Source organism: Pseudarthrobacter siccitolerans, from assembly GCF_030823375.1.
GTDB classification, from domain to species: Bacteria; Actinomycetota; Actinomycetes; order Actinomycetales; family Micrococcaceae; genus Arthrobacter; species Arthrobacter siccitolerans_A.
Map to the genome: position 1 here is coordinate 2,703,938 of NZ_JAUSXB010000001.1, position 13,191 is coordinate 2,717,128.

The window sequence follows — 13,191 nt, forward strand, 5'->3', positions numbered from 1 at the left end:
ACGGTGTGCGCGGTGACTCGTTCACTGGTTGTCCTGGCGGTTACGGCTGGCAGGTAGGAGGCAGGCCGGGCAATTGGTTGTTTCCGCAGGCTGGCAGGGAGGACACAGCGGTCGGCGCGGCCGCAGGCGTGGTGGTGGGGGTAGGGGTGGGAGAGCTCGTGGTGGGCGCGGGCGACGGCGCCACCGCGTACGTCACCGTTACAGGTGAACCCACTTCCACCCTGCCTGAGCGGGACAGGGCGATCACCGTGTTGGGCGCCGACTTCGCGTCAACCTGCGGCTGGACGCTGACGTCCAGGTTCAGTGCCGAGAGCTGCGACTGCACCGTCCTGTAGTCCTTGCCAAGGTAGGCCTCAGGGATGACGTCCACGGTCTCCGGGGTAGGAGTGGGAGTCGCTGTGGGTGTGGCGCGCGTCTGTGTGGGTGTGGCCGACGGCGTAGTGCGCGTGGGGCTTGCGGACGTGGCCGGCGCGCTGGTGGAGGAAGGGCTGGATGAGGGATTGCCGGACGGCGAGAAGAGTCCGAGCTGGCTGACGAGGAACCCCACCAGGGCAAACAGGAGCAGCAGGATCAGGGCAATCAATGGCCAGGTCCACGGGCTGCGGCCCTTGCGCCGGGGCTCATCGGCGGGCTCGTCGTCGTACGTTGTTTCTTCCGGCGTCCAATTCCGCTCCGCCGCCAGGGCGTTTGCACGGGCCAGCGTTCCCTGCGGCTCACCATCCGCTGCGGACGAGCCGGCGGCGCCTGCCGCCATCCCCGCCGCCGCTCCTGCGGCGCCGGCACCCAGGACCGGCAGCGCCGAGGTGGCAGCAGAAGACGAGTCCCGCTGTGCACCGATCACGCCGGTGGGTGCGGTGGCCGTGTCCACGGGGGCGGTAATGGGACCTGTGTCGGCATCAAACAGAAGCATGCCCGGGACCGCCGCGCGGGCGGCACTGATGTCCCCGTTCCGGATGGCCTCCGCCGCTTCGGCAAGTTTAATGGCGTTCGCCGGCCGGTTCTTCGGGTCCTTGGCCAGCATGGACATCAGGAGGGCACGCACCGGGGCGGGAAGCGACTCGGGCAGGGGCGGCGGGGCATCGTTGACCTGGGCCAGGGCGATGGCAATCTGGGACTCGCCGGAGAACGGCCGGTGCCCCGAAAGGCACTCGTAGCCGATGACGCCGAGCGAGTAGATGTCAGAGGATCCCGTGGCGGTCTGTCCGGTAGCCTGCTCAGGTGCCAGGTACTGCGCGGTGCCCATCACCTGGCCGGTCTGCGTGAGCGGGACCTGGTCGGCGAGCCGGGCGATGCCGAAGTCGGTGACCTTCACCCGTCCGTCGGGGGTAATCAGGAGGTTGCCGGGCTTCACGTCGCGGTGCACCAGGCCCTGGGCGTGGGCAACGGATAGCGCGCGGGCCGTCTGGGCGATCATGGACAGGGTGCGGTCCGGAGACAGCACCTGCTCATGCTCGATGATGCTGCTCAGCGGCTGGCCCGGAACGAGTTCCATCACCAGGTAGGCCGAGCCCTCTTCCTCGCCGTAGTCGAAGACATTGGCGATGCCCACGTGGTTGAGCAGGGCCGTGTGCCGGGCCTCCGCGCGGAAGCGCTGAAGGAAGCCGGGGTCCCCCGTGTATTCCTCTTTCAGCACCTTGATGGCGACGATGCGGCCCAGGACGAGGTCTTTGGCTTTCCAGACTTCACCCATGCCGCCAATCGCGATCCGCGTAGTCAGCTGGAATCTGCCGCCGAGGGTGATTCCGGTTGTAGGCCTCACTTATTCAACACCGCCTCAAAAATCTTCTTCGCGTTCGGACTGGTTAGCTGCGCGCCGGTGGTGATGTTCACGCCTTCCATAACGATCGTGACTCCCACCTGCGGGTTGTTTGCGGGGGCGAACCCGGTGAACCACGAGTTGTTGACGCCATTGCCCAACTCTGCGGTTCCTGTTTTGCCGGCCACCTGGACACCGGGGACTGCTGCCCTGTTGGCGATGCCCTGGCTGACCGCGCTGACCATCCATTCGGTGATCTGGTTGGCGATCTCCGGAGTGGTGGAGGTCCGCAGCTGCGCAGGCTGCGGTTCCTCGATGACCCGCAGGTCCGGGGAGCGCAGGGCCTTGACCAGGGTCGGTCTCATTTGAACCCCGTCATTGGCGATCGCTGCCGTCATCATGGCGATCTGCAGCGGTGTGGCCCGGACGTCCCTTTGCCCGATGGCGGACTGGGCCAATCCCGGCGCGTCCAGGTCGTCGGGGAAACCGTTGCCCGGGGCGTAACCGAGCTTCAGCTGGTCGCCCATCTCCTCGCCAAAGCCGAACTTCCTGGCCTGTTCGGCGATGGCGTCCCGTCCCAGATCGAGGGCAATGCTGGCGAACGGGGTGTTGCAGGACTGCTGCAGGGCGAAAGCGAAGTCCGCGGTGTTCCGGGTGTAGCAGTTGCCGCCGGCGTAGTTGGGCAGCTTGTACTGGATGCCGTCGAAGGGCATTTCAGCCGGATTGGGAAGCTCGCTGTCCTTGTTGTACTTGCCGGAGGCGAGGGCAGCGGCGGTGTCCACCAGTTTGTAGACCGAGCCGGGTGCAAGGAGCTCGCCCGTGGGCCCGGAGACGTTGGAATTGAGGTTGATGCCGGGAACCTTGACGAGTTCGTTGATGTTGGCCGATTCCTCGTCAAGGTTCTGCGTGGCCACCAGGTTCGGGTTGTAGGACGGCTTGGACGCCATGGCCAGGATGGCCCCCGTCTTGGGGTTGGTCACGACGATCGAGCCGCGCTGGCCGTCCGGGATCAGGTCGTACGCGAGCTTCTGGATCTTGGGGTCGATGGTGAGTTCAACCGAGGCACCTTTGGGCTGGTTTCCCAGGAACAGCTGGCCTACCCGGTCCAGGAAGAGCTGGTCCGAATTGCCTGCCAGCTGCTGGCTCATGGCCTGTTCCAGGCCCGTGGCACCATAACTCTGGGAGAAATACCCGGTGATGCCGGCATACAGTTCAGGCTGCGGGTAGGTGCGCTGGAACTTGCACGTTTCCGAACCGCTCTCCACCGATTCCGCCACCGGACTGCCGCCCACGATGATGGCGCCGCGGTCATTGCAATAGTTCTGCAGGATGGCGCGCTGGTTCAGCGGGTTCGCCTTGAGGTCGTCCGCACCCACCACCTGGACGAAGCTGATGGCGCCGAAGAGCAGCGCGAACATGGCGACTGCCGCTACCCAAGAATGGCGTATTGCCTGGTTCACGGGTGCTTCACCGCCTCGGTAGGAGTATCAATGCCCATGGAATCGGCTTCTTTTGCGGCTGGCAGCGGAGTGGTATCCACCGGTCCGCGGGCAGTATGGGAAATCATCAGGAGCAGGCCTACGATGATCCAGTTGGCCAGCAGTGAGGATCCGCCAGCGGCCAGGAACGGGGTGGTGAGGCCGGTCAACGGAATGAGCCGCGTGACGCCGCCGATCACCACGAAGCACTGCAGCGCCACGGCGAAGGACAGGCCGCAGGCCAGCAGTTTGCCGAATGCGTCCCGCGTTCCGAGCGCGGCGCGGAAACCCCGGGTGAACAGCAGCAGGTACATCAGGACGAGGGCAAACAGTCCGATCAGCCCCAGCTCCTCGCCCAGGGAGGCGATGATCATGTCACTGTTGGCGAAGGGCACCAGATCAGGGCGGCCTTGGCCCAGGCCCGTGCCCACCAGGCCGCCGTTGGCCATGCCGAAGAGACCCTGGATCACCTGCCGGCTGCCATTCTCATAAACCTCGGGGGAAAAGGCATTGAGCCATCCGAAGACGCGCTGCTGAACGTGGGAAAACACCTGCGCCGCCACGAACCCGCCTCCAAGGATGAGGGCCAGGCCGATCACCACCCAGCTGATACGGCTGGTGGCCACGTAGATCATCACGATGAAGAGACCGAAGAACAGGACCGAGGAACCCAAGTCGCGCTGGAAGATGAGCACGCCAATGCTGACCAGCCAGGCCGTGATCATGGGACCCATGTCCTTGAAACGGGGGAACTGCAGCGGCCCGATCTTCCGGCCCGCCAGCAGGATGAGGTCGCGGTTGGACGATAGATACCCGGCAAAGAATATGGCGAGGGTGATCTTTGCGACTTCGCCCGGCTGGAACGTCATGGGGCCCAGCCGGATCCACACGCGCGCGCCCAGGATCTCGCCGGCGCTGATCCCGGGAATCAGCGGCAGCAACAGCAGCAGGGCGCTGGCGGCCAGGGAGATGAACGTAAACCTTCGCAGGACCCGGTGGTCCTTCAGGAACCAGATCACGGCAATGGCAACGGCCATGGCGATGAGGGTCCACCGGAGCTGGTTGTTGCCGGTATCGTCCCCGGGGGCATCAAGGCGGTGGATCATGGCCAGGCCAAGTCCGTTCAGGGCCACCACCAGGGGAAGTATTATCGGGTCGGCATATTTCGCCCGGAACCGCAGCACACCGTGGAAGACCAGGGCGGCCACGGCGAGGAGGCTCGACTGGAACCAGAAATCCGAATCGAAGGCCTTTTCCTGGTCTACGCCCACCAGCATGTTGGCGCCGATGCCTACTGCGAGGGCAAGCAGGAGCAGGGCGAGTTCCACGTTCCGTCGTGGCTTGGGCGTGGTACTGAGCTGGCTCATTGGCCCACCTCGCAGGTGATTGTGGGACTGGGTGTGGGGGACGGAGCTGCCGCCGACGGGGCCGCGGGAGTGGCTGACGCGCCAGGTGCCGGTGCGGGTTCCCCCGTGGTCGGGGGGCTGGGCGGGGGCGTGGAGGCAGCAGGGGATGCCGACGGCGTGGCGCAGCCTTCTTCCGGCGAGGTGGTGCCGGTAAGTTCGAGGTTCTTCACGATGCGCTGGGCGTCGTAGAGGTCTTTGGCGGGGACCGTCTGGCGGACCCGTTGCTGCGAGAACGGTGGGAGCGAGTCCATCCGGATCTCGGTGACCGTTTCGAGGGTGGAAAGCTGGATGGGTCCGAGCCGTTGGGAGACCCCGTTGAAAATGGCCACCCGGGAGTCGGCCTCACCTATGTAGTAGCGGGTTTGGGTCCAGGCGTAGCCGAGCCAGAGCCCCACCGTCAGGACTACCAGCACGGCGGCGGCGATGGACCAGGTCACCCACCGGCGCGGCTTGAGTGGCACCAGGGTCTCTTCACCGTCACCGGCCTGGGGGTCAGCCTTGTGCGTGAGTAGGGTGGCGGCCCGCCGAGCCACGGTGCGGCCGGCAATGGTGGGGATGGATCCGGTTTCCGCAGCCGCTGCGGCTGCTCCCACAAGTTCGTGCGGGCGGGAGGCAAGTTCTTCCCGCAATACTTCCGCCGTCAGGTGTTCGCCGAGGTGCGGGTCCGTGGAGCCGGCATCAGCGGAAGCCTGCTCGGGCGAGGGTGATTCGGGGTCTGCTTCCGAGCCTGATTTCTCGCCGTTTTTGCCTGGTTCCGCCGCGGCAGGGTCCCCACCGGTACCTTTTGGCGGGTTGGCGGCAGGTGTTTGTGCTGGGGCGGCAGCAGGTGGTTCTGCGGCTGCCCCTTGAGGCGCCTTGGCTGCAAGGGGACGTGCGCTCTCCACCGCGGCGGGGGCTTTGGTGGTTCCCGGGGGAGGAATTACTTCGACGGCGGCCGTACTGACGTCGTCGGGCGTTTCCTCAACGATCTCGAGCATCACCACGGTGACGTTGTCCGGGGAGCCGGCCTCGAGGGTGAGGTCCACCAGGGTTTCCACGCATTCGCGCAGGTCCCTGGTCTCGCGCACGGTCCGTTCAACGGCGTGCCCGGCCACGTAGTTGAGCCCATCGGAGCAGAGGAGCCAGCGTTCGCCCGGCCTGACCTCGAGTGTGTCCAGGTCCAGTTCCGGGCTGGCATCCACATCGCCCAGGACCCGCATCAGGACGTTTTTGTGCGGATGGGTTTCGGCCTCCTCGGGGCGGAGCCGTCCTTCGTCGATGAGCCGCTGCACAAAAGTGTGGTCAATGCTGACCTGCTCGAACTTGCCGTCCCGCAGGCGGTACGCGCGTGAGTCGCCGATGTGGGCGAAGTGCAGCTTCCCTTCGGCGAGCAGGAGCGCGGTGACGGTGGTGCCCATGCCGGCCAGTTTGGGGTTGATGTGCACCAGCTCGGACAGGAGGGAGTTGGCGGTCTGGATCTCGTCCGCCAGGGTGGTGCCGGCGTCGCCCTCGTAATCGCCGCGGTCCAGGTGGATCATGTCCAGCACGGTGGCAGCAGAGGCAACGTCGCCGCCCGCGTGGCCGCCCATGCCGTCGGCGACTACGGCCAGATGGCGTCCTGCGTAGGCGGAGTCATCGTTTTTCGAGCGGATTTTGCCGACGTCCGACTGCGCGGCGAAGCGCATGATGAGCGGCCGCTCCACCGGCTTGGGGTCGGTTGCGGGGCTTTGCGGTTCGGCCACGCCTATGGCCTCAATTCGATGACCGTCTTGCCGATCCTCACGGGAACGCCAGGTTCAACGGGCAGGGCGCGGGTCAGCTGCTGGTCGCCCAAATAGGTGCCGTTGGTGGAGCCGAGGTCCTCAATGAACCAGCGGCTGCCCTGGGGAAAGAGCCTGGCATGCCGGCCGGACGCATAGTCATCCTCCAGGACCAGGGTGGCCTCCTGCGCGCGGCCCAGCAGGATGGGGCTTGCGGCCAGCGGAAGCGTTGAACCCTTGAGCGGGCCTTCGACCACCACGAGCTGCCTGGCTTGCTGCTTGACCGGCTGCGGCGGCCCCTCGGCCAGTTCCGGGTTTTTCCGGACCTGCCGGGCGGTGGGGGCGCCTGCAGCTGCTTTGCGGCCCACCATGAGGTCGCGGCGCATGGCCGAAACGATGCTGAAGATCAGCACCCACAGCAGCAGCAGGAAGCCGAACCGCAGGGCGGTGATGGTCAGTTCACTCATGCGGAGCCACCAGGGCCGGTCGGGAGCAGGCGGAAGATGATCTTTGTCCGTCCCATCGTGATGGTGGAGCCGTCGGTAAGTTCGGTGCTGCCGGAAACCTTGTGCCCGTTGACGTAGCTGCCGTTGGTGGAGCCCATGTCCACGGCGCTGGTAACGCCGTTGGCCGTCCGGATTTCGAGATGGCGGCGTGAAACGCCGGTGTCCTCGACGTGGATGTCGGCCTCTGACGACCTGCCCAGCACGATGGACGGAGCGTTCAATGAGTACCGCTGCCCATCGATGTCCAGAACGGGCTGCAGACGGACGGGCTGGCGGCTGGGAGCGGCCGGCACGCTGGGACGGGCCGGAGCAGTACCGGCAGCGCCCTGGGACTTTTCCGTCGAGGAAACAATCTCGAAGTCGCCGGGCCGCAATTCGGACTCGCGCCGGAAGGAAATCCGCACCGGGCCCTGCAGGATATAGCCCTGGCTGCGCACATGGTTGATCACCACGTCGCACAGTTCCTCGGCCAGCGCGGTGCCCCATTCCTGGGCCCGTTTGAAGTCCTCATCGCTGAGCTGGACGTCGAAAACGTTTGGCACCAGGGTGCGTCCGGCAGAAACGGTGAGGGACTTGTGGTCCACTTCCCGCCGGAGCCGGCTGGCGACCTCCACAGGTTCCACCTGGGCGCGCGAGCCGGTGGAGAAGACGCCGCGGACGGCCTTTTCGATGCCGCGCTCCACCTTGTCCAGCAGACCCATGGTTCTTCTCCTTTCCCCCCGGCTGCGGGGCAGTTTTCGTTCCGTAAGTTCACGTGCAGCGCTGTTCGCAGGCGTGCGGTGTGCCCGCATACAGCAGCCACTCCTACATCAGATACTACTGGGCAGGCCTGTGAATGACCTTAATCCACAACGGCCGGGCGCCGCCAAAAGTTCAGCTCCCTACCGTCAGCAGCGCGGTGCCGGGCCCGTTGTTTGCTGATGTGAGGGGTTCATTTGGTCCCTTGTTGCCGGCGCCAAGGAGCGGGTCCGGGGCTCAATTGGTGTTTTCCCGCCAATGTCCGTTATGCTTGATCTCGCTGCTTTTACAGGGTTGCGGATCCGGGAAACCGGCCGGAATTCAGTAAAGGAAGTTGCGCGCGAGTGGCGGAACGGCAGACGCGCTGGCTTCAGGTGCCAGTATCCGAAAGGGTGTGGGGGTTCAAATCCCCCCTCGCGCACGCAAATGAAGAGCCCCGGTCAGTAGACCGGGGCTCTTCTGTTTAACCTCTGACCGCGGGTCCTGGGCTTGGCCGCTGACCCTTGTTCGCGGATCCGGGCCTTGAAGGTTCGGATCCGCGAAGAGGTTTAGGATGCGGCACAATTCCCCGGGACGTGTCTCGGGTCAGGGGCGCGCGGAAGCCTTGAACCGTCGTCGTGAGTTGGCCAGGTGGCTGCGCATGGCAGCCGCTGCGGCAGCCTCGTCACCGTCGGCGATGGCGTCCGAGATGGAACGGTGCTCCTGGACCACCTGGTCGAAGTGGTCACGGGCGTAATGTTTGACGCCGGTCATCAGCCGGGTGCGCGGCATCGCGATCATCGTCTGGCCGAGGGCAGCCAGGCAGTCTGAGTAATAGGGGTTGCCGGAAGCGGCGGCCACGGCGCGGTGGAACTCGAAATCGGACTTCATCGCATGCGCGGGGTGGCCGGCGCTGGCTGCGAACTCCTCGAGTGCCGCGGTGACGGCCCGCAGTTGCCGCTCGGTGTGGTTACGGGCGGCCAGCGCAGCAGCTTCGGTCTCGACGCCCATGCGGAATTCGAGCAGGTGGAGCCTGTCCTCCATGCTGGCTACCGGACGGGCCCCGGGTGCTGCCTGGGGCCCGTCCGACGGCGGGGTGAGGGCGAAGCTGCCACGCCCCCGTTCGGTTTCAACAAGTCCCTCGGCCTGGAGCCGGGTGAGCGCTGATCGGACAACCGTCCGGCTCACGCCGAAGTCGCTGATGAGCGTGTTCTCGCTGGGGAGCTTCTCGCCCGGCTGGATGACGCCGTCGACGATGCGGGTGCGAAGGTCCGCGGCGAGGTCCGCGGTGAGGTTCCGGCTCATGGCAACAAGGTTACGCGCCGAACTCCACGGATTCGGTGGTCCAGGCGCGTGCCTGGTCGCTGAGGGTGACGCCGAGGCCGGGGCGGTCCGGGACAATCATGCGGCCGTTCTTGGTTTCGAGACGCTCGTTGAACAGGGGATCGAGCCAGTCGAAGTGTTCTACCCAAGGCTCGCGCGGGTAGGCGGCGGCCAGGTGCAGGTGGATTTCCATAGCGAAGTGCGGAGCCAGGCCCAGCCCGCGCTCGTCCGCAAGGGCGGCGAGGCGGAGGAATTGCGTGATGCCGCCGACGCGGGGTGCGTCGGGCTGGATGATGTCGCAGCCGTTGGCGTTGATGAGGCCCTTGTGTTCGGCTACGGAGGCGAGCATTTCACCGGTGGCGATGGGGGTGTCCAGGATGTTTGCCAGGTGTGCGTGGCCCTCGAAGTCGTAGGCGTCCAGGGGTTCTTCGATCCAGATGAGGTTGAATTCCTCGAGCTGGCGGCCCATGCGGAGGGCTGTGGCGCGGTCCCACTGCTGGTTGGCGTCCACCATGAGCGGGACGTCCCAGCCGATGTGCTCGCGGATACCGGCGACGCGGCGCAGGTCTTCCTTGCTGTCCGGGAGGCCCACTTTGATCTTGATGCCGCCGATGCCCTCTTCGATGGACTGCGTGGCGCGTGCCTTCACTTCGTCCAGGGTGGCGTTGAGGAAGCCGCCGGAGGTGTTGTAGGTCTGGACCGCGTCGCGGTAGGAGCCGAGGAACTTGGCCAGCGGCAGGCCGGCGCGCTTGGCCTTGAGGTCGTAGAGGGCGATGTCGATGGCGGCCAATGCCTGGGTGGCGACGCCGGAGCGGCCTACCGAGGCACCTGCCCAGAGGAGTTTGGTGTAGATCTTGGCGATGTCGTTGGGGTCCTCGCCGATGATGCCCTGCGCCACTTCCTTGGCGTGGGCGTACTGGGCGGGGCCGCCGGCGCGCTTGGAGTAGCTGAAGCCGACGCCGGTGTGCCCCAGTTCGGTGGTGATCTCGGCGAAGAGGAAGACCACCTCCGTCATGGGCTTCTGCCGGCCCGTGAAGACCTTGGCGTCGCTGATGGGAACGGCGAGGGGGAGGCGGGCGGTGGACAGTTTGACGTGCCGGATCAGATCGACGGTACTCATGGGTTCTCCTTTGGGCGGGGGCTCCTTCGCCCGCCCTCTTAGGATATAAGTTTGCTACTTGTATTACAAGTGGCCTTCTTGAGTTGGGAGCTCCAGGGTATTGGTCGTAGTGTTGCCGGGCCCGCTATCTCTCTGTCGCCGTTGCTTCCAGCGTGGGCACTGTGGGATCGGTCGATGCAATGAAGCAATTAATGACAGGGCTATAAGACCCTGTAGCCGGTTCTGAGCATGAACCCACGAAGGCAGGGTCTAAACATCGCTTGGACCCTGCCTTCGCCGTTTCTGGTTCTAGCCGCGGCTTGAAGAAGTACTCGGCAGCAACCGGTTCTGCAGTTGTTCTTCCCGCTTTGCTGCCGAGTGAACTGGGACTTGATTAAGCCGCGACAGGTATTTCATGAGATCGCGTATGCCAAAAGTCCACGGTGGGAGGTCTTCAGTCGTGCCCGTGGTGTTGATCAGTGATCCGAGGTTGGCGCTGTGGATAGCGACTTTATCTGCTGGTTTATGGGTGAATCCCGAGCCTGGCACGTCCCGGTCCTTTGTGGGGGCGAAAAGCGTCCCTGTAAACAGGGCAAATCCGTCCGGGTATTGGTGATGTTTGCCGAAAGCGGCACCGATCAATTCTTCGAATGGCCGGCTGATCCGCGTCAGGCTGTTCTGCCCTTCCAGCCGATAACCGTCTGCTCCCTCCACGGTTAGCGTGATGTCCTCCGTCCTCAGGGTCTCGAGGGTGAATCCATCGTGGAACAGGCGCACGAAAGGGCCGATCGAACAGGAGCCCGTATTGTCTTTGGCCATGCCGAGAAGTAGCGCGCTGCGGCCTTCTACATCACGCAGGTTCACGTCGTTGCCCAGGGTTGCGCCGCGTACTCGGCCTTGTGCGTCCACGATCAGCACGAGTTCCGGTTCCGGGTTGTTCCACTGTGAAAATGTGGGTATGCCGATTTGAGCACCAAAACCGACACTGGAGAGGACCGGGGCTTTGGTGAAGACCTCGGGGTCCGGACCAAGTCCGACCTCCAGGTACTGGGACCACATTCCCTTGGACGTGAGAACCTCTTTTACCTGCCGGGCCTGCTCAGAACCCGGCTGCACTGATGCAATGTCTGCACCGAGAACGGCGAGGACGGATTCGCGAACGGCCGCGGCTTTATGGAAGTCTCCTCCGCACCGTTCTTCGATGACCCGCTCGATCATGCTGTCCACGAACGTTACACCGCAGGCTTTGACGACCTGCAGGTCCACGGGGGCCAGGAGGTGGGCGCGTTCGGGGTCCTGCGCCAAGGAAGCATCGACCAGCGCAGCAAGGTCCCACCGGCGTGACTCCCGGCAGGAGGTGATGAACTCGCCGGGGTCGTCAAGGTCCATGAGTTCTGAGACGGTGCCTACATCAGCAGTATGGTCGAAGACGTCCTGCCCCCTGACCGAGACTACCCGGGGGCCGCCGGACTCCGGGTCCCAGACGCGCCCCACCAGTAGGGCCGTGTCCGCGTCAACGGGCAGGATCTGGTCTGCAGTAGCGGTGTTCATAGGGTTTCTGCTTTCTGTCCGGCAGGTTCATGGATTCCGTCCACCCGTCTGGCGATGTTCCAGGGGTTCTCGTCCTGCAGGGCAGGCGGAAGTTGTTGAGGGGCGAAGGAGTCGTAGGCAACGGGGCGCATGAACCTTCCTATGGCTGCCGTGCCTACTGATGTCGTGGAGGCGGCGGTAGTAGCGGGGTAGGGCCCGCCGTGCTGCTGCGCATAGGTGACGCTGACTCCTGTTGGCCAGGCGTTCCATACCAGGCGTCCGCTCCGTTCGCGCAGGACCGTCAGCAGTTCATCGAGCTCTTCCTCCGGCTCGCCGTGCACTGTGGCCGTCAACTGGCCCTCCAGCAGGGCGGCCAGTTCGGCGAGGTCGGTTCCGCGGCGGTACCGGATCAGGAGGGTGGCGGGCCCGAACATCTCCTGCTCCAGCAGCTCCGGGTTCGCCAGTACTTCCTCCGCTGTAGTGGCCAGAACGGTGGGACGTGGTGCTTCCGAATCGTCGCCTTGAACCAGCACGTCCACCCCGGGGGCGGACCGTACTCGATCCAGCGCTGTGTCGAATCCCTCCCGCAGCTTCGGGCTCAGGAGCGGCGCTGCGGTCTTGGTTTCGAGTTCCTGCTGGAGAAGGTCCGCGACGATGTCGGAATCCTCCACGGGGGCGAAGAGCAGCCCCGGTTTCGTACAGAACTGGCCCATGCCTGCTGTGAAGGAAGTGGCGTAGCCGGAAAGTATGGCGTCCCGGCGGGCAGTCCAGGCCTGCTCCGTGACGAACACGGGGTTGATGCTGCCCAGTTCTCCGTAGAAGGGTACGGGGGTGGGACGGCGGCAGGCCCGGTTAAAGAGCGTCCGGCCGCCGGCAGTGGAACCGGTGAAGCCAATGGCCTTGGTGAGCGGGTGGTCAACGAGGGCTTCCGCAGCCTGCCTGCCCACCACCGCGGAAAAGAGCCCCTTCGGCGTTCCTGCTGCAGCAAGGGCTTCCTCGACCACGGCGGCGGTCCGCAGCGCGAGCTGCAGGTGGCCTTCATGGATTTTGTGGACCACGGCGCAGCCTGCGGCCAGGGCGGAGGCAGTGTCTCCCCCCATGACACTGAAGGCAAAGGGGAAGTTGGAGGCGCCAAAGACGCCTACGACGCCGAGCGGCACGTTGATTTTGCGGATATCGGGCCTTGGGCCCATTCCCCATTCGGCGTCGGCGTGGTCGATAACGGCACCAAGGTGCTCCCCGGATAGGATTTCGCTGCGGAAGAGGCGCAGTTGGAAGACCGAGCGCTTCAGTTCGAAGCGCAGCCTTCCCTCGTCCAGATGGGTTTCCTGGGTCCCGAGGCCGACGAGTTCGTCGGCGTCATCTTCCAAGGCAGAGGCGATGGCCTCCAGCCAGGAACCGCGAACGGCCGGTTCCACATCGCGGGCCTTTTCGTAGGCTGCATGGGCGGCGAGTATTTGATTCTCGACTTGCTCAGGCGTGGTTTGCATGGGGTGATCTCCTAGTTTCATCTTTTAGTCCTCCTCGTCCCGGAAAAGGGAACATTGTTAGCGGGCCAAGGCCATTGGACTTCGAACTATGTGCGATATTTCGAACGAAGCGCATAGACTGGAAGTTGCATCAGGACCAGTACGCCC

The 13,191-nt window shown here is 64.8% G+C and carries 10 protein-coding genes and 1 tRNA gene; 1 reads left to right on the forward strand and 10 read right to left on the reverse strand.

Going from position 1 to position 13,191, the window contains the following annotated elements:
- Positions 1-40: 40 nt before the first annotated feature.
- From QFZ36_RS12595 to QFZ36_RS12620, 6 genes are read right to left on the reverse strand one after another with little or no spacing between them, the layout of a single operon-like run.
- Entirely contained in the window at positions 41-1,759 is a 1,719-nt protein-coding gene (locus QFZ36_RS12595) for a serine/threonine-protein kinase (protein ID WP_306636900.1), read from the reverse strand.
- Complete coding sequence (locus QFZ36_RS12600) at positions 1,756-3,216, reverse strand: peptidoglycan D,D-transpeptidase FtsI family protein (RefSeq protein WP_306636902.1); 1,461 nt, start codon at positions 3,214-3,216, stop codon at positions 1,756-1,758. Before QFZ36_RS12600 ends, QFZ36_RS12595 begins: the two co-directional genes overlap by 4 nt.
- Positions 3,213-4,601: an FtsW/RodA/SpoVE family cell cycle protein gene (locus QFZ36_RS12605; protein WP_306636904.1), complete on the reverse strand. Its 1,389-nt coding sequence runs from the start codon at positions 4,599-4,601 to the stop codon at positions 3,213-3,215. Before QFZ36_RS12605 ends, QFZ36_RS12600 begins: the two co-directional genes overlap by 4 nt.
- On the reverse strand, positions 4,598-6,361 hold the full coding sequence (locus QFZ36_RS12610) for a PP2C family protein-serine/threonine phosphatase (protein WP_373427043.1): 1,764 nt from the start codon (positions 6,359-6,361) through the stop codon (positions 4,598-4,600). The genes QFZ36_RS12605 and QFZ36_RS12610 overlap by 4 nt, the downstream gene beginning before the upstream one ends.
- Positions 6,362-6,363: 2 nt before the next feature.
- Entirely contained in the window at positions 6,364-6,846 is a 483-nt protein-coding gene (locus QFZ36_RS12615; RefSeq protein ID WP_306636906.1) for an FHA domain-containing protein FhaB/FipA, read from the reverse strand.
- Complete coding sequence (locus tag QFZ36_RS12620; RefSeq protein ID WP_306636908.1) at positions 6,843-7,586, reverse strand: FhaA domain-containing protein; 744 nt, start codon at positions 7,584-7,586, stop codon at positions 6,843-6,845. Before QFZ36_RS12620 ends, QFZ36_RS12615 begins: the two co-directional genes overlap by 4 nt.
- A gap of 375 nt (positions 7,587-7,961) precedes the next feature.
- Here QFZ36_RS12620 and QFZ36_RS12625 point away from each other — a divergent pair.
- Positions 7,962-8,044 (forward strand) — tRNA-Leu (locus QFZ36_RS12625).
- 164 nt (positions 8,045-8,208) lie between these two features.
- Here the strand turns inward: QFZ36_RS12625 and QFZ36_RS12630 are convergent.
- From QFZ36_RS12630 to QFZ36_RS12645, 4 genes are all read right to left on the reverse strand, one after another.
- Positions 8,209-8,907, reverse strand: a complete 699-nt coding sequence (locus QFZ36_RS12630; RefSeq protein ID WP_306636910.1) for a FadR/GntR family transcriptional regulator — start codon at positions 8,905-8,907, stop codon at positions 8,209-8,211.
- A gap of 10 nt (positions 8,908-8,917) precedes the next feature.
- Positions 8,918-10,045: an L-talarate/galactarate dehydratase gene (locus tag QFZ36_RS12635; RefSeq protein WP_306636912.1), complete on the reverse strand. Its 1,128-nt coding sequence runs from the start codon at positions 10,043-10,045 to the stop codon at positions 8,918-8,920.
- 288 nt (positions 10,046-10,333) lie between these two features.
- Complete coding sequence (locus QFZ36_RS12640) at positions 10,334-11,575, reverse strand: fumarylacetoacetate hydrolase family protein (protein ID WP_306636914.1); 1,242 nt, start codon at positions 11,573-11,575, stop codon at positions 10,334-10,336.
- Positions 11,572-13,044 (reverse strand): aldehyde dehydrogenase (NADP(+)), encoded by a 1,473-nt coding sequence (locus QFZ36_RS12645; RefSeq protein ID WP_306636916.1) that lies wholly within the window; start codon positions 13,042-13,044, stop codon positions 11,572-11,574. The genes QFZ36_RS12640 and QFZ36_RS12645 overlap by 4 nt, the downstream gene beginning before the upstream one ends.
- Positions 13,045-13,191 lie beyond the last annotated feature (147 nt).

Bases quoted from the DNA above. Each gene is read 5' to 3' on its own strand.
- QFZ36_RS12630 (WP_306636910.1), bottom strand. From the start codon at position 8,907: ATGAGCCGGAACCTCACCGCGGACCTCGCCGCGGACCTTCGCACCCGC.
- QFZ36_RS12635 (WP_306636912.1), bottom strand. From the start codon at position 10,045: ATGAGTACCGTCGATCTGATCCGGCACGTCAAACTGTCCACCGCCCGC.
- QFZ36_RS12640 (WP_306636914.1), bottom strand. From the start codon at position 11,575: ATGAACACCGCTACTGCAGACCAGATCCTGCCCGTTGACGCGGACACG.
- QFZ36_RS12645 (WP_306636916.1), bottom strand. From the start codon at position 13,044: ATGCAAACCACGCCTGAGCAAGTCGAGAATCAAATACTCGCCGCCCAT.
- QFZ36_RS12615 (WP_306636906.1), bottom strand. From the start codon at position 6,846: ATGAGTGAACTGACCATCACCGCCCTGCGGTTCGGCTTCCTGCTGCTG.
- QFZ36_RS12605 (WP_306636904.1), bottom strand. From the start codon at position 4,601: ATGAGCCAGCTCAGTACCACGCCCAAGCCACGACGGAACGTGGAACTC.
- QFZ36_RS12620 (WP_306636908.1), bottom strand. From the start codon at position 7,586: ATGGGTCTGCTGGACAAGGTGGAGCGCGGCATCGAAAAGGCCGTCCGC.